We start from the raw sequence: 16585 nt of genomic DNA on the forward strand, positions 1-16585 counted from the left end.
GATCCGCCCCGTCAGCTCCCGGCCCGGGCGGCCGCGATCGTGCGTCCCCGCTCCGACTCGGGGAAGCGGTCGAGCATGACGCGCAGGTCGTCGGCGCTCACGTTGGCGCCGAACGCCTCGCTGCCCGGCTCCAGGCGTACCCCCTCGGCGAGCGGACCGGCGACGACCGGATCGAAGCCGAGCGCGTCCACCAGGGCGGCGACCTCGGTGAGGTCGGCGTCGTCGTCGCCGGCGACGGCGATGGCCTTGCGGCCGGTCGTGCCCGCCGGCCGCGCCTCATCCTCAAGATCGTGGTAGCCCATGTGGTTGAACGCCTTGACGAGGCGCGAGCCCGGCAGGTACGCCCGGACGATCTCGCTCGACGAGGTATGCGGGTCGGTGAGGTCGTCGCGGATGCCGTCGATCTCCCACCAGTAGTTCATGGCGTCGACGACGAGCTTGCCGCGCAGCGCCTCGACGGGGACCGTGCGGTACTTGCCCAGCGGCAGCGCGAGGACGACGATGTCGGCGTCCGCCGCCGCGTCGGCAGCGGTGGTGGCGACCGCCCCGGGCGCGAGGACCTCCACGGTGAGGGCGATCTTCGCCGGGTCCCCGGACCCGGCGATCAGCACCCGGTAGCCGGCGGCGACGGCGAGCCGGGCGAGCACCGTGCCCACCTTGCCGGCCCCGAGGACACCCAGTGTCGTGGGCCGGCCGTGGTCGTTGTCGTTCATGTCGTCCTTTCGCTGCGGGGAGGGTCGGGGTACGCCGGTCAGCTCGCCAGGATGTCGCGGACCATGGGAATGACCTTGGAGCCGTACAGCTCCACGGCACGCATCCGGGCGCTCGCCGGCTGCGCCCCGGCCGAGTAGATGAGGTCGAAACGGCCGACGCCGAGGCTGCGGATCGCCCGGGCCATCCGACGCGCCACGGTCTCCGGCGATCCGATGTAGAGGGACCCGTGCTCCACCTCGGAGTCGAACTCCTGGCGGCGGATCGGCGGCCAACCCCGCAGCTTGCCGATCCGGTCCCGCATGACCCGGTAGTGCGGCCAGAACACCTCCTTGGCCTCCTCGTCGGTGTCGGCGATGAAGCCGGGCGAGTGCATTCCCACCGGGTGCGCGGTCGTGCCGAGCTGGTCGGCGGCCCGGCGGTAGAGGTCGATGTACGGCGCGAAGCGCTCGGGAGCGCCGCCGATGATGGCGAGCATGAGCGGAAGACCGTACTGGGCGGTGCGGACGACCGACTGCGGGGAGCCACCGACGCCGACCCAGGTGCTCAGGTGACCCGACTCGGTCTTCGGAAAGACGTCGGCGTTCTCCAGTGGCGCGCGCAGGGTGCCGCTCCAGGTGACCGGCTTCTCGTCCAGCAACTTCACGAACAGCTCGATCTTCTCCTCGAACAGCGTGTCGTAGTCGCGCAGGTCGTAGCCGAACAGCGGGAACGACTCGGTGAACGAGCCGCGACCGAGGATCACCTCGGCCCGGCCGTTGGACAGCGCGTCGACGGTGGCGAACCGCTGGAACACCCGGACCGGGTCGTCCGAGCTGAGCACCGTCACGCCGGAGGCCAGCCGGATCCGGGAGGTACGGGTGGCGATGCCGGCCAGCACCGTCTCCGGCGTCGACACCGAGTACTCGGGGCGGTGGTGTTCGCCCAGCGCGATGACGTCGACGCCCAACTCGTCCGCGAGCACCGCCTCGTCGACGACCTGTCGGATCGCCGCCGCGTGGGTGACGAGCCGGCCGGCGTCGTCCTGCGGTACGTCGCCGAACGTGTCGAGGCCGAACATGAGGTCAGACATTGGTGGACTCCTTCGCGAGCAGTTCCCGGACCCGTGGCGCCACCTCGCTGCCGAGCAGTTCGATGGTGCGCGCGCGTGCCGTGCGGGGCAGGTGCATGATGTCGTACTTCAGGTCGAATCGGCTCAGCCGCAGATCCCGGGCCACGGTGGCGATCTTCTGGGCCACCGTCTCCGGGGACCCGACGAAGAGCGCGCCGTGGTCGATTTCCGCCTCGTAGCGCGTACGGTCCGGTTTGTAGAAGCCGCGTTCCTCGGCGAGCGCCGCCACGACCGGCTGCCAGTAGCGCCACCACGTCTCCACCGCCTCCTCGTCGGTGTCGGCGACAAGGCCGAGTGAGTGCTGCCCGATTGGCTGTGGGGTATGCCCGAACTGTTCGAGCGCCCTGGTGTAGAGGTCGACGTGACCGGCGAAGCGTTGCGGACGCCCGCCGATGATCGCGAGCATCAGCGGCAGCCCGTGCCGGGCGGCGCGGATCACCGAGTTCGGGCTTCCGCCGACACCGATCCAGGTGGGAATGCCGCCCTCGCGCATCCGTGGGTGCAGGCGCTGCGCGGTCAGTGGGCTGCGCACCGTACCGGACCAGGTGACCGTTTCCTCCCGTTGCAGCCGCAGGAAGAGGTCCAGCTTCTCCTCGAACAACCGCTCGTAGTCGGCCAGGTCGTAACCGAACAGCGGGAACGACTCGGTCGCCGAGGCGCGCCCGAGGACCAGTTGGGCGCGGCCGTCGGAGACAGCGTCGAGGGTCGCGAACTCGTGGTACAGACGTACCGGATCGTTGGTGCTGAGCACTGTGACCGAGGTGCCCAGGCGAATCCGCTCGGTGGCGGTCGCGGCCGCCGCCAGCAACACGGGTGTCGCGGAGTCGTTGTGGCCCTCCCGGTAGTGCTCGCCGACGCTGAACACGTCGAGCCCGACCGACTCGGCGAGCCGTGCCTCGTCCACCAGGAGCCGGACGGTCTCGGCGTCGCTCAGGACCCGGTCGCCGTCGGTGGCCACCTCCCCGAACGAGTTGAGCCCCAGCTCGAAGTCCGTGGCTGTCATGGTCCCCCTCCTCGTGCGCTGCGCCGGTGGCCGCTCTGCGGAACGCTCCTACCGGTTGACGTGTCAATCATGTTAACTTGGCGATTGACGCGTCAATTCCCGGGAGAGTGCGATGGCGGAAACCACACCCGTGCGGCGCGGGGGGCGTCAGTTCCCGACCGCCGACGAACTGCGGATCTGGCGGGACTTCATCGAGACGACGGCGGCGCTCGGCTCGCGCCTGGAGTCCCGCCTGCAGAGCGACTCGTCGCTGTCGACGGGGGACTACGCGGTGCTCCTCGCGCTGAGCGAGGCCGACGGGCAGTCGATGCGGTCCTCCGAGCTGGCCGCGCACATCGGCTGGGAGCGGAGCCGGCTCTCCCACCACCTGGGCCGCATGGAGCGTCGCGGCCTGATCAGCCGCCGGGAGTGCCCGACCGTTCCCCGGGGCGCGGAGGTGCTGCTCACGGCGGCCGGCGCCGAGGCGTTCGGCGGTGCCACCGTCCCGCACCTGCGCGCCATCCGGGAGCTGTTCGTCGACGCCCTCACGCCGGCCCAGATCGTCGCGGCCGGCGAGATCGCGGCGGCGCTGCGCGTACGCCTCGACGCCCTGCGCCAGGGGTGATCGCTGCAGACTGATGACGGCGAGTGTGCGAGCGATTGCCGAGAGCTACCTCCGGGTGGTCCAATCCTCCAGGAGCCGGCCGCACCGCCCGGGAGGTACGTCCATGACCGACACCGCCACCGCCGAGGTCCGCACCGGCACACCAGGTCGGCCGCGTTCCCCGGGCACCGACTCGGTGCTGCCGGAGCTGCGCGAGATGTGGTGGGAGACGGGGGTGCGGGCGCGGGCCGAGGTCGGCGTCTTCGCCGTCTTCGCGGAGCTGCCCCGGCTGGTCTGGACAGCCCTGGGCATCAGTTGGCGCGCCGACCGGCTCCGTACCGGCGTGGTCGCCGCCGCGACGGTCGGCGCGGGGGTGATGGCCGCCTTCGGACTGCTGGCCACGCAGCGGGTGCTGGTGGAGCTGTTCGCCGGCGGGCCGACCGCCGACAAGGTGCGCGCGGCGCTGCCCGCCCTGGCGGTGCTGGCGGCGACCGTCGCGCTCCGCGCCGGCATGGGCATCGCCACCGGGTACGCCCAGAACGGGCTGACCCCCCGGGTGAGCCGCGAGGTGGAGCGTGGCCTGTTCGAGGTGTCCACCGCCGTCCGGCTGGAGGCGTTCGACGCCGACGCGTTCGCCGACGACATGGAACGCGCGTCCCGGGGGACCGAGTCGACGATCGGGCTGGTGCAGGCGTCGATGAACCTGCTCGCCGGGTTGGCCGGGCTGCTCGCCGTGGCGGCCGCAGTCGTGATCATCCACCCGTTGCTGCTGGTGGCGCTGCTGGTCGCCACGGTGCCCAACGCCTGGGCGTCGTTGCGGTCCGGGCACCTGCGCTACCGGACGTACACCGCCGGGTCGGTGCGCCGGCGTCGACTGTGGCTGCTGCACAAGCTGATGGCCGAACGCGCCTCGGCGCCGGAGCTGCGCTCGTACGGGCTGCGCGGGTTCCTGCTCGACCAGTACGACCGGGTCATGCGCGTGGAGACCGACATCCAACTCGCCCTCGCCCGCCGGGTCACCACGACCACCACGGTCGGGGCGGTCATCGGTGGCCTCGCCACCGGCACCGTGTACGTCCTGCTCGGACTGCTGCTCCTGGACGGGCAGATCCCGCTCGCCGCCGCGGCGACCTGCGTCATCGCGGTGCAGTCGGCGCAGCGGTCGCTGGCCATCGCCACCTTCCAGGTCGACCACGTCTACACCCAGGGCCAGCACTTCGGTGACTACACGGGCTTCATGGTCCGGGCCGCCGCCTACCTGCCGGACGGCACCCGGACCGGGGGTGGCGCCCCGGCCGAACGACTGCGCGAGTTGGCGGTCCGGGACGTGAGTCTGCGCTACCCCGACCGGGACACCCCGGCGGTGGACGGCATCACCCTGACGATCACCGCCGGGCAGACCGTCGCGTTCGTCGGGGAGAACGGCTCGGGCAAGTCCACCCTCGCCGCGATGATCGCCGGGCTCCGCGCGCCCAGCGGGGGCGCCATCGAGTGGAACGGCAGGCAGTTGTCGGACTGGGAGGCCGGCGGGCTGCGCGCCCGGATCGCCGTGGTGACGCAGGAATATCACAAGTGGCCGTTCACCGCCGCCACGAACATCGCCATCGGCGACGTCGACACCGAGGCCCGGCAGGACCGCATCGAGGCCGCCGCCGCCCGCGCGGTCGCCCACCAGATGATCGAGGAGCTTCCCCACGGGTACGAGACGCTGCTCGACCGCACCTTCGCCCGCGGGCAGGACCTCTCCGGCGGTCAGTGGCAGCGCATCACCGCCGCCCGCGGATTCCTGCGCGACGCCGAACTGCTGATCATGGACGAGCCGTCCTCCGCGCTCGATCCGCGCGCCGAGGATGCCCTGTTTCAGGCCATCCGTGACCGCAGGGGGAGGGCCACCACCATCCTCATCACGCACCGGCTCGCGAACGTCCGGCACGCCGACCGGATCTTCGTGCTGCACCTGGGTCGACTCGTCGAGGTCGGTACGCACGACGACCTCGTCGCCGCCGGCGGCCGGTACGCGGAACTGTTCGCCCTCCAGGCCGCCGGCTACGACACCACAGTGGCCGAGGGAGGTTAGGCTGCGGTCCATGTCGGCGTCGCGGTGGCGTGGTCGACCGGCGGACGCGGCCCTGGTGCTCGTCGTCGGTCTGGTCGCCCTCGTCGGCCTGGTGGTGCAGTCGCGCGGCATCGACACCGCCGCCGAGTGGACGGCGCTGCCGGTGGTGCTGGCGTCCTCCGGCGCGCTGTTCGTCCGCCGCCGTCATCCGGTGCCGGTGGGCGTGGTGGCGCTGGTCGCCGTTGGCGCGTACGGGGCGCTGCTGCACAGGCCGGGCCCGATCATGCTGGTCTTCGTCGTGGCCCTCTACACGGTCGTCGACGAGGGGTTCCTCTGGGTCGCCGTCGGGCTCGGCATCGTCTCGGTGCTCGCCTTCGCCCTCGCGGACAGCGACAACCGCTCCCCGGACAGCATGAACGGTGCGACGCTGCTGCACGCCGGTTGGCTGGTAGCGGTCATCGTCGGCGTGACCCGCAACCGCCGCGCGTACCTCGCCGAGGCGCGGGCCCGGACGGTCGCCGCCGAGCAGCGGATGGCGGAGGAGGCCCGGCGACGGGCCACCGAGGAGCGACTACGCCTCGCCCGCGATCTGCACGACCTCCTCGGCCACCACCTCTCGCTGATAAACGTGCAGGCCAGTGCCGCGTTGCACAGGCCGGACCCGGTCCGCACCGAGCAGGCGCTCACCGCGATCAAGCAGACCAGCGGGGAGACGTTGCGGGAGCTGCGGGCGACACTGGGCGTGCTGCGGCAGGAGGGCGCGGAGGTGGCGGTGCCCGCGCCCGGTCTGACCCGCATCGAGGAGCTGGTCACCACCGCCGGTCGGGCCGGGTTGACGATCCGCGCCGAACTGACCGAGACCCGGTCGCTGCCCCGGGAGGTCGACCTGGCCGTGTACCGCATCGTCCAGGAGGCCCTGACCAACGTGGCGCGGCACGCGGACGCCACGACCGCTGTGGTCCGGGTCCGGGCCGACGATGACGACGTGCTGGTGGAGATCGAGGACGACGGCGCCGGTCAGTCGGGCGCGCCGGGCAGCGGAATCCTCGGCATGCGGGAGCGGGCGCGGGCGCTCGGCGGTTCGGTGGTCACCGGCGCGCAGCCGGGCGGCGGCTTCCGGGTCCGGGCCCGACTGCCGCTGCGACAGGTTCCGACGCCGGTGGGGGAGCAGTGATCCGACTGCTGCTCGCCGACGACCAGACGCTGGTGCGTGCCGGCTTCCGGTCCATCCTGGACGGCGAGGAGGGCATCGAGGTCGTCGGCGAGGCCGCCGACGGCGCCGAGGCGGTGCGGCTCGCCGGGCGGCTGCGGCCGGACGTCGTCCTGATGGATATCCGGATGCCGGTGCTGGACGGCCTCGCGGCCACCGGGCGGATCGTGGCGACCTCGGCCGCCCGCGTGGTCATCCTGAGCACGTTCGACCTGGACGACTACGTCTACGGCGCGCTGCGGGCCGGGGCGAGCGGCTTCCTGGTGAAGGACACCGAACCGGCCGAACTGATCCACGGGGTGCGGGTGGTGGCCCGGGGTGACGCGTTGATCGCGCCGTCGATCACCCGTCGGTTGATCGCGGAGTTCGCGGCCCGGGCCGGGCATCCCGACCCGGGGCCGCGACTGGAGATGCTCACCGAGCGGGAGCGGGAGGTGCTGACCCTGGTCGCCGCCGGGCTGTCCAACGACGAGATCGCCGCGCGGTTGGTGCTGAGCCCGGCCACCGCCAAGACGCACGTCAGCCGGATCATGACCAAGACCCGGGTGCGGGACCGGGCGCAGTTGGTGATCCTCGCCTACGAGTCCGGCCTGACCGTTCCCGGCTGGCTGACCAGCTCCTGACCTCCCCGGCTGGTCCGCACCGCCGGGTGCGTCGGCGGTGCGCGGTTCAGGCGGCCTGCCGCCGGGCGCGGAGCACCGCCAGCCCGCCGAGGAGCACGCCGACCAATCCGACCGCCACTGCCACGACGGCGCCGCCGAGCCCGTTGCCGGTGCCGACGCCACCGTCGGAGGTGGCCACCACCACGCCGCCGAGCGCGGTGCCGAGGAGTGCTGTCGCCACTGCCAGCCCGCCTCCCAGGAGGCCGGAAGCGGTGCCGAGCCGGCTGTCGGGGCGGCCCAGCGCCAGCCCACCGATGACGATGCTGACCAGCCCCAGCAGGACGGCGGTGCTGGCGCCCAACCGTCCCGTGCTCATGGCGACCGCCGCGGTCGGCTGCGCGGCGGGTGCGGCTACGGCGGTGACGAACAGGTGGCGGACGGACATGGCGGATCTCCTCGATCGCGGGGCAGCTTCCGGCCGAAGCCTAGGAAGCGGACCGAGCCCGAGTCGTCATGCCGGAGATGACAGAGGCATTACCACCCTCGGAGTACGGATGCGTGCGGTCGTACCGCCACGGGTGACGTCGCCTCAGATCGCGCCCGGGGGTCGAGCGGACAGTTGCCGCAGTGAGCGGAGCTCGCTCTGGAGGCTGGTGATCTGCTTGTCGACGTCGACGAGCCAAGCGGCGGCCTTCTCGACGGTCATCGCGCTCTGCGGCACGCGTACCAGCTTGCTGATCCGGTCCAGGACCACAATGGCGCGGTCTGACTCACCGGCCCCCGCGAACAGCCGGCGCAGCTCCGCGACGACGTCCGACAACTCGCGGCCGACGTCCTCCACGCGCCGGGCCATCGACCCCTGCTCAAGCAGCTGTGGGACGGTTCTGGCGAGCCGGCGCAACAGGCCGACCTTGCCGTACGCCTCCGTCACCCACTTCTCGACGTGCACCGCCGTCTCCAGACTGGTGTGGTACGCCCGCAGACCACCACCGGTGAGCGGGGCGGCGCAGGGGGAGCGTAGGAACGCGGTCAGGTCCGGTGCCGGCCCGCCCAGGGTCGGCCACATCTCGCTCAACGCCGCCGAGTTCCCGTCCCGGTAGTCACGGATCGTCGCGGAGAAGGCATCCGGATCGTCGAGCAGGATCTCGTACAGCCCCCAGTCGTACCGGAAGGCGAGGGTTTGCACGGCGAGGACGGTGTCGCGGTCGAGCTGCCGGCGCACCAGCATCTGGAGCGTGTAGGCATTGACGAACCGCTTGATTTCACGCGGGTTGACCTGGCCGTCCACCGCGATGTGATCCAGATAGCCCCGCACCCGGTCCTGGAGGTCGGCGCGTTGCTCCTCGGGCAACCTCGCTGACTCGCAGATGCTGGCGAGGAGTTCGTCCAACTGCTCCGCCACCATCGGCGGCAACGTGTACGGCACCTGGAAGATCTTCTTGACGTATTCACGCTCCAGCAGCCGAGCCCGTCGTGCGGTGCCGATCGCCCCGGCCTGGCCTACCTCGCTGACCGCTGCGGGAAGGGCCTTCGCCACCTTCACCTGCACGGCCTGCTCCACGACTGACTGGTCGAGACCCACCACGAAGACGAAGCCGGGCAGGTCGAAGAAGAGTTTCATCGACTCGATGACGTCCAGCGCGGTGGACGGCAGGCACCGGTCGAGGTCGTCGATGAAGACCACCACCCGTTCGATGCCACTGGTCGTCATGGTCTCGAAAGCCTTCTGCAACTCCTCGAAGCAGGAGTAGTAGAGCGACTGCGCAGCGGTGTCGGCGAGCTTGCCGTCGCCCACCAGGTCGTCGACCGTCGCGCCACCGTCGTACTGCACCGTGGCGACCCCGAGTATCCCGATCTCCGCCGACATGCCCCGGGCGAGCGCCCGCACGACGCGACCCACCCGCGCGGCCGCCTCACGGACGAGCTGCCGGGCGGCCGGGTCACGCTCGGCGGCCAACCGCACGAGCTCACCGCGGATGGTGTCGAGCAACGGAACGATCAGGTGTGGTTCTCGCTCGTAGCGCCAGGCGTTGAACCACGGCGCGAGGGTGCGGTTCTTGTCGAGATTCGCCTCGACCGCCTGCATGAGAGTGGTCTTGCCGGACCCCCAGCCGCCGAATATGCCCACGGCGAACTGGGGCTCACTAGTCTCGATCATGGTGGCGAGGGCACGTCCGATCCGAGTGAAACCGAGCGCTGGCGCGTCGGACGGAGTGTCGAGAAGAATCCGTTCCCTGGACACACAAACCCCATTCACCATCGGGCGGAGTGGTCAGCCGTACGTTCCGGCTCGCGCCATCCGCAGAACCGCGCGGCCAACACCTCCACCATGAATCGGTCGGTCAACGCCGTCCGGCCGTTTGCCGTCGCCAGTTGCCGAACCGTCGACCGCCCGTGGCTGTCGACCACCCAGCACGTCCGGTCAGGTAGCTGGACGAGGAGCGTGTCGTGGTGTTCGAGGAACTTCTCTACCACCGCCGGCAGCTCGGCGTAGTCGCGGGGTGCCGTCCGGCGCGAACCCGCGTACGCGAGCAGCGTGTCCGCCGCGGCGGCCAGCACGTCAACCGGTTGCAGGAGGCGTGTCAGCTCGGCCGCCGGGATGCTGCGGTGCACCGAGTGTGGCACCAGATCCAGCGCCACCGGCACCTGTGCCGCCACCGCCGCGCGCATGATCCGTTCGGTGCCGGCGCGGGTAGCGTCCCGGAAGAGCGCGTGACCGGACACCACGAGGACTCCGACGTCGTCGAGCGCGCCGGTGAGTTGGTTGATGGTGTCCTCACTCCACTGTGTCGCGGAGGCGCCGGGATCGACGAGCATGATCCGTTCCTGGTCGTTCAGATAGGTGATCACGGCGGTGCCGACGGTACGCGGAGACGGGTTGACGATCAGATCCACACCGGCGGCCCGGAGTGTGGCCAGTGGACCGACGATGCCTGGAGGGTCGGCGCCGGCCACCGCGAGCCGGACCGGGCCGAGGCCCAACCGGACGGCGTGCAGAGCGATGTGCGAGCCGCTTCCACCAAGCCGCATCGAGGTGCGGCCGTAGGCGTGGTCGAGAAGTTCGGCATCGAGCGTCAGCGGCACGTTCGGCTCGGCGATGACGTCGAGCATGACGTCAGCCACGATCAGCATGCCCCGTGGGCGCACCGCCATCCCCAGCTAGACCCGGCTCGACACGTCCACCCAGACCGGCAGCGACCGCATCAGGGCGAGCATGAGCGGTTGCACGTACAACGACTCCCGGGTGATCCGATCGACAGTCAGTGCGCCAACCAGCCCGGTGACGGGCGGACGGTCGGCGTGGGCCAGTGAGCTCAGGTCGCCCATCGCGGCGCCCTGTCGAATGCGGACCGCCACCTGCTCGGGTAGTTCGAAACTGGCGGTGCGACTGATCCCGGTGACGTCCTGATGTCGCACCACCACCCACCCGATCGCCATCAACGTGCCCTCGACGGAGTCCACACCACCTTCGATGCCGACCCAGAAGTCAGCGCTCGGCAGGGCGACGTGAGCCCTTTCCGCACGGTGGCGTGCTCCGGCCAACGTCTCCTGATCCGAGAGGGGCTGCGTGGGTGCGGTGGGCACGTCCACCGGTCGGGTGACGATCAGACGGTCGAGCAGGAGCGGAAACGCCTGTTCGACCGCCGCCAACTTGACCGGGTTGCGCGACCCCACCGCGACGGTGAGCGGCGGTGCGGTGGGCTCGTGGATGTCACGCATTCGACGCCTCCGTTGGCGATGTTCCCGCCGCCTGCCACACGGCTGTCGATCGGGTCGCCTCGTGCGCCACGACGCTTCCCGGCAGGGCCTGACCGATCTGCTTGCGGAACCCCGACGGCGAGTAAAAGACGTCCCGTCGCAGGTGAGCGATCCATCCGGGGTCGACGCGGAACAGCGTGATATCGAGCGCTGCGCGGACGCCGAGGCGTCGGCGGTAACCGGGAAAGGCGCGGATCGCCGCGGTCAGGTGTGGCCAGGCGGACCGCGAGCCGGGCATGGTGAAGTCGACGATCACCGCAACGCCGTCGGGCGCCAACACCCGGCGGATCTCCGCGGTGGTGCCGCGCAGCGACAGGTGGTGCAGGACGCCGTAGCTGTAGACCAGGTGGACCGACCGGTCGAGCAGCGGAATCCGCTCGGCGTCGCCGGCGAGCCAGGACACCCCCCCCGAACCGGACCCCTCCCGCCCGGCCGCGAGTCGGACGGTGCAGACGCACCGGTCCAACCCGACGACCCGGTCGAACCGTGCCGCCAACTCACGGGCCACCGCCCCGGTGCCGCAGCCCAGGTCCAGCGCCACCCCGCCGGTCCGGGGAGCGGCCTCAACGAGTAGGCCGGCCACGGACGCAGCCCGCTGCGCCTCCCAGAGTGACCGGCGTCGGGCGGCACGCCCGCTCGCCAGTCGGTGTGACTGCCGACCCCGCCGGGCGGACCCCCCACACCGGTGGCACTCGGTTGGCGTCCTGGTCATGCCGGCGCGGGCCCGGAGCGACCGGAGGCCCAGGTCAGGTATGGCCATTCCGAACCACCGAGGGCATAGTCCCCGGCGTCGAATCCGGGGCCCACCATTCGGCCGCCGTCGTCGACCCGCTCGTCGTGCCAGATGCAGGTGACGTCGATGTCCGCTGCGGACAGCAGCCTCCGACGGGCGACGTCGGCCAGGAACAGCGTGGCGACACTCAGTCGCCGCAGCCTCGCCATCGGCAGGCGGGACCGGAGTTCGTCCAGGCAGGCGGCCATGGTGCGACCCGAGGCGACGATCACGTCGACCAACACGAGTCGAGCTCCGGGGACGGCCGGCAACGAGACGTACGCCACGCGGGGCTGTTGGTGGTGTGCCTGACGGATCGGTGCCATCACCCCGCTCGGGCCTGGTCCGACCACGTCCCGCCAGGCCGACTGGAGCAGCAGACCGCCCCGCATGACGAAGATCGGCACCAGGACGTCGCCCGGCTGTGCCGCTCGCTGGAGCCCCTGCAACAGGATCTTCCCCATCGCGGAAACCAGCCTGCTCGCCTCCAGCGGGTCCGCGCGCCGGGCGAGCAGGTCGCGCTTGAGCCGGTCCGCCTCCCGAGAGACGATCACCAGTAGCGGTGTCGCCGATGCGTCGGCGTAAGACTCTGGCTGCATCACGATCGTCCCTCCCACTGGCGTAGGAGGCCGGGCAGCCGGCGCGTTCGGCGGTTCGTCTCGCCCGACTCGGCGATCAGCCGTTCCAGCATGGCGACGCGGTCAGTGAGCGCGGCGAGATCGTCGGTAGCCGCGGACGCCGTCGACGTGACGTCGGCGAGGCGGTCGGTCAGCTCGCGGATGACGGCGCGAACCACGCTCAGTTGGCCGGACTTCTCCAGCCGGTCGCGGTAGAGGATCAATCCCGAGGTCGCCTCCAACACCGCCCAGGACGGTGCCGCGTCCGGCACGGTGGCGACACTCCAGTACGTGTCGTCCACGTGCCTCGCCCGCATGTCGGCGACAAGGGAGTGCACGATGTCGTCCATCGGGTCCACGCCCAGTTTGAGCAGCGCGATCAGGCTCCGCTCGGCCGGCAGATGGGTCCAGGTCAGGCGGCTGCCGACCGGGAGGTCGCTCGGGTAGTCCTCGCTGTAGTGATAGTGCTCCAGCCACGGGTTCGACCGGTCCGTGACCTCCCGCAACAACCACTCGCGCGACTCGTCCAGGGTGGACGGCTCGGCGCCCGCGGCCAACAGGCCCTCCACCGCGTGACTCGTGTGGGCGAGAGAGCCCGACCGGCCGGTTCGGCTGCCCCAGGCACCTCCTGGCAGCCGCCGTCGACGTATCCACTCGGCGGCCGCGCCCACGCTCGCCTGGACTCCGTCGTGGTGCTGCCCGACCAGGGTCAGGGTACGGATCGCGTACGCGGTGCAGGTGACGTCGCTCAACTGGTCCTTCGGCAGATTGCCCCACCCGCCGTCCGGGTTCTGGGCCCGCCGCAGCCAGGCGGCGCCCCCCGCTATCGCGTCCTGTGCGTGGCCACCCAGCGATACCAGCGCACCGAGGACGAGACAGGTCGTCAGGGTCAGGCAGATCCGTCCCTCAAGTTCGGGTTTCGTCCACCCGCCGTCGGCCTGCACCACGTCGACCAGGTACTGGCCGGCCCCGTCCATCTGGTAGTCGCGGCGGCCCTCGTGAATCAGGGCCAGTGACTGCACGACGCACGCGGTCCCGGTGACCGTTGGCTGGCCGCCCTCGTCGAGGAACTGCCGCCAGCCGCCGCCAGGACTGGCGCCGATGTATCGACTACGGGCGTACTTCGCGACGCTGTCCAGTTCCCTGCGGGTGCGGTCCAGTTCCATGGTGACGCCGAGCATCTTCGCGTCGAACGTCCACAGGTCCTCGGTCACGGCACCGCCCATCATGCTCGACAGGGCCACATCGGAGATCGATGGCGCTTCCCGTCATACGATGTTGGCGGCTGACGTTGGGTCTCGTCAATGACGGCTGACCGTCGGCGGGAAATCTCCGGATCGGTGGAGCAGAGCTGGCCCGGGCGTCACCTCTGCCAGGTGTCGATGGCGCGCACCCCGTCGCGGAGGGTCCGGTCCAGGATCGTGGGGTTGCCGCTGGTGCCCTCCCACCCCTGGTCGTCGAGGACCGTCACCGCGTCGTCGACGCGGGCCACGGCGATCTGGCTGGACGCCAGGCGGCCGGTGCGCTCGCCGCTCAGAGCCGTCTCCGGCCATGTCCGGGTCAGCAGCAACGCCTCGTCGCCGACGCCGGTCAGTGTCTTGCTCTGCACCGTGACCGGCCCGGACCGCTCGTAGGTCGGGCACGCCTCGATGGCGGTCCGCAGACGGGTCAGGTACGCCGAGGCGCCGTCGCCGTCGAAGCTGAAGATGGTCTGGTGGATCATGCCCTGCGGCACGTTGCTGGACGGCTCGTCGGCCAGCTTGTAGGTGACCGTCATCGCGGCGCTCGCTGTCACCTGCCGATCCCCGGTGCCGAACTCGTTGGCGCAGAGCTTCGGCAGGGCGTCCCCGACCGACGTCGCCCGCCGGGGAGACTTGCGCAGCTCGGTGGGCAGCTCGACGAAGGCCGACGTCGGGATGGTCGCCGGCGCGCTGTCGCTCGGCGATGCCGGTCCGGTCGGGGTCGTCGACGCCGGGGCGGAGGTCGGCGCCGTGCTCGTCGGGGCGGCGGCGGGCGGGTCCTCGGTGGCGGTGCAGGCCGTCGCGAGCGCAACGGTGCCGAGCAACGGGACCAGCGCGGCCAGGCGGCGCGCACGGGCGGTCGGTGCGTGGCGGTATCGGCTCATGATCACCCCTCGGCTCTACCCGGGCAGTTCCCCGCGGCGAGTGATCCGAAACGACCACGCACCGCAATCGGACGCTAACCGGACGGCCGGCAAACGGGACGTCGCCACACCGATGGCGCTGCGATCGGCCATCTGACCAGCGTGTTCGCCCGGACCCGGTCAGCGGGTGCGCTTCGTGGCCCGCTTGCGCGGCGGCGTGAGCAGGTCGGCGATCTGCGCGATGGCGGCGGGCACCAGGCGGTAGTACGCCCACACCCCGCGCTTGTCGCGTTCGAGCAGGCCGGCCTCGGTGAGGATCCGGAGGTGGTGGCTCACCGTCGGTTGGGAGAGGTTGAGCGCCGCGGTGAGGTCGCTCACCGACGCCTCACCGTCCGGTGCGGACTGGATCAGGCTGAGCAGTCGCAGTCGCGCCGGATCGGCGAAGGCCTTGAGCACCCCCGCCAGTCGCTCGGCGTCGGCCCGCTTGATCGGATCGCCGGTGAGCGGCGAGATCGCAGGCATGGCAGTTTTCGCAGTTCCCACGCCTGCCATAGTGACACCAAAACCATCAATAAGCTGGCAGAACAGACATCAGTCCGCCGATGGCGTCCGGATGGCCGCTACGGAGAGCCGCCAGTGCGCCGACCGGCGACGATCGTGGCGGCGTAGGGGCCGTGTGGGGCGCCGCCGCACCCCACACGGCCCTACACCGACGTACCCGCCGTCGAATCAGCTGGGCCCGCCGGGGTCAGCGCCGGGGCTTCGGCGCCACGCGCGGCTGCACGTACGGCGGCCCAGCGAAGATCAGGTCGGACTTCAACTCGTGGTACGCCCGCTTGGGTTGGTAGTTCTCGTCGTAGAGCGTGGCCAGACCCTCCGGCGGGTCGTCGAACCAGCCCGGCACCCACGAGTGGTTGTCACTGAAACCCCAGACGGTGTACGACAGGCAGCTCCGGACCGCGAGGCACGCCTTCATCAGCACGCTGAAGTTCGCGGCCGAGGCCTGGAGGCGTGGGTTGATCTCCTCCGCGTCGCCGGCCTGGACACCCTCCGTGAGCCGGCTGCGGACGTCGACCTCGGTGAAGGCGGTGGCGACGCCGAGCCCGGCGAACCTCTTCAGCGCCGCGGTCACCTGGAGGGTGTCGAAGTTGCCGTACTGGGTGCCCAGGTGGCCCTGGGAACCGACGCCGTCGATCGGCACACCCTGGGCCCGCAGGCTCCTGGTCATGTCGTAGACGAACTGGGTCTTGTCGTCCGCCGGGTTGCCGGACCCGAACGCCTCGATGTTGTAGTCGTTGTAGAACAGCAGCGCCCTGGGGTCGGCGGCCCGTGCCCAGCGGAACGCGTCGGCGATGTAGCCGGGCCCGAGGTTCTGCGCCCAGAAGCCCTTGTAGTGCAGCGTCGACGGGGTGTCCCAGGGGTCGCTGACCGCCTCGTTGACCACGTCCCACTGCCAGATCTTGCCCTTGTAGCGGTTGACGACCGTGGTGATGTGCCTGCGCAGCAGCTCGCGCAGCTCCTGCTTGCTGATCGAGCCGTCGGCGACACCGCTGGTCAGCCAGGCGGGTAGCTGGTTGTGCCAGACCAGCACGTGGCCCCGCACGCTCTGCCGGTTGCGCTTTGCGACCTCGACGAGCTGGTCGGCCGGCCCCCAGTTGTAGGTGCCGCGGGTGGGCTCCAGGCTCTCCCACTTCATCGCGTTCTCCGCGGTGACCGAGGAGAACTCGGACTCGACCAGCTTGCGGTACTGCGGGTCGTTGGCGTCGTTGAGGGCGTCCAGGTTGACCGCCGTGCCGACGTGCAGCCCGTGCCGCATGCCGAGGGTGGCGAGGCTCTGCGCGGTGGGGTCGTACGGCCGGCTCGCGGTGGCCGGCACCGTGTTCAGCGCCGCGACGGTCGCGACGGCGACCGCGCCGACCGTCGTCCACTGCCTTAACTTCATGTGCCTACCTCTCGATCAATAGATAGATGTCGATCTAGAAGGTGAGGGTCGGGTGTGGGCATGGTGGAGCTGGGGTTGTGGTCGGGCGTCGGCAGCCGCGTCAGTGGCTGGCGAC

General features: G+C 70.9%; 17 protein-coding genes. 4 read left to right on the top strand and 13 right to left on the bottom strand.

The annotated features are described in order from the left end of the window. Window positions 1–11: 11 nt before the first annotated feature. Genes O7634_RS19040 through O7634_RS19050 form a run of 3 tightly spaced genes read right to left on the bottom strand, consistent with a single transcriptional unit; the run spans window position 12 to window position 2825 of the window. Window positions 12–713 (bottom strand): NAD(P)-binding domain-containing protein, encoded by a 702-nt coding sequence (locus O7634_RS19040; protein WP_278151463.1) that lies wholly within the window; start codon window positions 711–713, stop codon window positions 12–14. A gap of 38 nt (window positions 714–751) precedes the next feature. Then, the gene (locus O7634_RS19045; protein WP_278151464.1) at window positions 752–1783 is read right to left on the bottom strand and encodes an LLM class flavin-dependent oxidoreductase; all 1032 of its coding nucleotides are present in this window, start codon (window positions 1781–1783) and stop codon (window positions 752–754) included. Further along, entirely contained in the window at window positions 1776–2825 is a 1050-nt protein-coding gene (locus tag O7634_RS19050; protein WP_278151465.1) for an LLM class flavin-dependent oxidoreductase, read from the bottom strand. Before O7634_RS19050 ends, O7634_RS19045 begins: the two co-directional genes overlap by 8 nt. 112 nt (window positions 2826–2937) lie before the next feature. Here O7634_RS19050 and O7634_RS19055 point away from each other — a divergent pair, with 112 nt between their 5' ends. The 4 genes from O7634_RS19055 to O7634_RS19070 all read left to right on the top strand — a co-directional run bounded on the left by O7634_RS19055 (window position 2938) and on the right by O7634_RS19070 (window position 7297). Next, the gene (locus O7634_RS19055) at window positions 2938–3429 is read left to right on the top strand and encodes a MarR family transcriptional regulator (protein ID WP_278151466.1); all 492 of its coding nucleotides are present in this window, start codon (window positions 2938–2940) and stop codon (window positions 3427–3429) included. A gap of 196 nt (window positions 3430–3625) precedes the next feature. Then, window positions 3626–5485 carry an ABC transporter ATP-binding protein gene (locus tag O7634_RS19060; RefSeq protein ID WP_278154014.1) on the top strand — a complete coding sequence of 620 codons (1860 nt, stop codon included), beginning with the start codon at window positions 3626–3628 and terminating at the stop codon, window positions 5483–5485. A 10-nt stretch (window positions 5486–5495) separates the two neighbouring features. Continuing rightward, complete coding sequence (locus O7634_RS19065; RefSeq protein ID WP_278151467.1) at window positions 5496–6638, top strand: sensor histidine kinase; 1143 nt, start codon at window positions 5496–5498, stop codon at window positions 6636–6638. Then, on the top strand, window positions 6635–7297 hold the full coding sequence (locus O7634_RS19070) for a response regulator transcription factor (RefSeq protein WP_278151468.1): 663 nt from the start codon (window positions 6635–6637) through the stop codon (window positions 7295–7297). The genes O7634_RS19065 and O7634_RS19070 overlap by 4 nt, the downstream gene beginning before the upstream one ends. Before the next feature lie 46 nt (window positions 7298–7343). Here O7634_RS19070 and O7634_RS19075 read toward each other — a convergent pair whose 3' ends face one another. The 10 genes from O7634_RS19075 to O7634_RS19120 all read right to left on the bottom strand — a co-directional run bounded on the left by O7634_RS19075 (window position 7344) and on the right by O7634_RS19120 (window position 16470). Continuing rightward, complete coding sequence (locus O7634_RS19075) at window positions 7344–7721, bottom strand: DUF6223 family protein (RefSeq protein ID WP_278151469.1); 378 nt, start codon at window positions 7719–7721, stop codon at window positions 7344–7346. Window positions 7722–7865: 144 nt separating this feature from the next. Beyond that, window positions 7866–9536, bottom strand: a complete 1671-nt coding sequence (locus O7634_RS19080) for a P-loop NTPase fold protein (RefSeq protein WP_278151470.1) — start codon at window positions 9534–9536, stop codon at window positions 7866–7868. Next, window positions 9530–10408, bottom strand: a complete 879-nt coding sequence (locus O7634_RS19085) for a carbohydrate kinase family protein (protein ID WP_278151471.1) — start codon at window positions 10406–10408, stop codon at window positions 9530–9532. The genes O7634_RS19080 and O7634_RS19085 overlap by 7 nt, the downstream gene beginning before the upstream one ends. 27 nt (window positions 10409–10435) lie before the next feature. Continuing rightward, the gene (locus O7634_RS19090) at window positions 10436–10996 is read right to left on the bottom strand and encodes an inosine/xanthosine triphosphatase (RefSeq protein ID WP_278151472.1); all 561 of its coding nucleotides are present in this window, start codon (window positions 10994–10996) and stop codon (window positions 10436–10438) included. After that, complete coding sequence (locus O7634_RS19095) at window positions 10989–11795, bottom strand: class I SAM-dependent methyltransferase (protein ID WP_347404269.1); 807 nt, start codon at window positions 11793–11795, stop codon at window positions 10989–10991. Before O7634_RS19095 ends, O7634_RS19090 begins: the two co-directional genes overlap by 8 nt. Further along, window positions 11744–12406 (bottom strand): uracil phosphoribosyltransferase, encoded by a 663-nt coding sequence (locus tag O7634_RS19100; RefSeq protein ID WP_278151473.1) that lies wholly within the window; start codon window positions 12404–12406, stop codon window positions 11744–11746. The genes O7634_RS19095 and O7634_RS19100 overlap by 52 nt, the downstream gene beginning before the upstream one ends. Then, the gene (locus O7634_RS19105; protein ID WP_278151474.1) at window positions 12406–13638 is read right to left on the bottom strand and encodes a prenyltransferase/squalene oxidase repeat-containing protein; all 1233 of its coding nucleotides are present in this window, start codon (window positions 13636–13638) and stop codon (window positions 12406–12408) included. Before O7634_RS19105 ends, O7634_RS19100 begins: the two co-directional genes overlap by 1 nt. Before the next feature lie 149 nt (window positions 13639–13787). Further along, window positions 13788–14549, bottom strand: a complete 762-nt coding sequence (locus O7634_RS19110) for a hypothetical protein (RefSeq protein ID WP_278151475.1) — start codon at window positions 14547–14549, stop codon at window positions 13788–13790. A gap of 159 nt (window positions 14550–14708) precedes the next feature. After that, on the bottom strand, window positions 14709–15050 hold the full coding sequence (locus tag O7634_RS19115; RefSeq protein WP_203146772.1) for a metalloregulator ArsR/SmtB family transcription factor: 342 nt from the start codon (window positions 15048–15050) through the stop codon (window positions 14709–14711). A gap of 226 nt (window positions 15051–15276) precedes the next feature. Further along, complete coding sequence (locus tag O7634_RS19120) at window positions 15277–16470, bottom strand: endo-1,4-beta-xylanase (RefSeq protein ID WP_278151476.1); 1194 nt, start codon at window positions 16468–16470, stop codon at window positions 15277–15279. Window positions 16471–16585 lie beyond the last annotated feature (115 nt).

The organism is Micromonospora sp. WMMD1120 (assembly GCF_029626235.1).
Lineage (GTDB): Bacteria > Actinomycetota > Actinomycetes > Mycobacteriales > Micromonosporaceae > Micromonospora.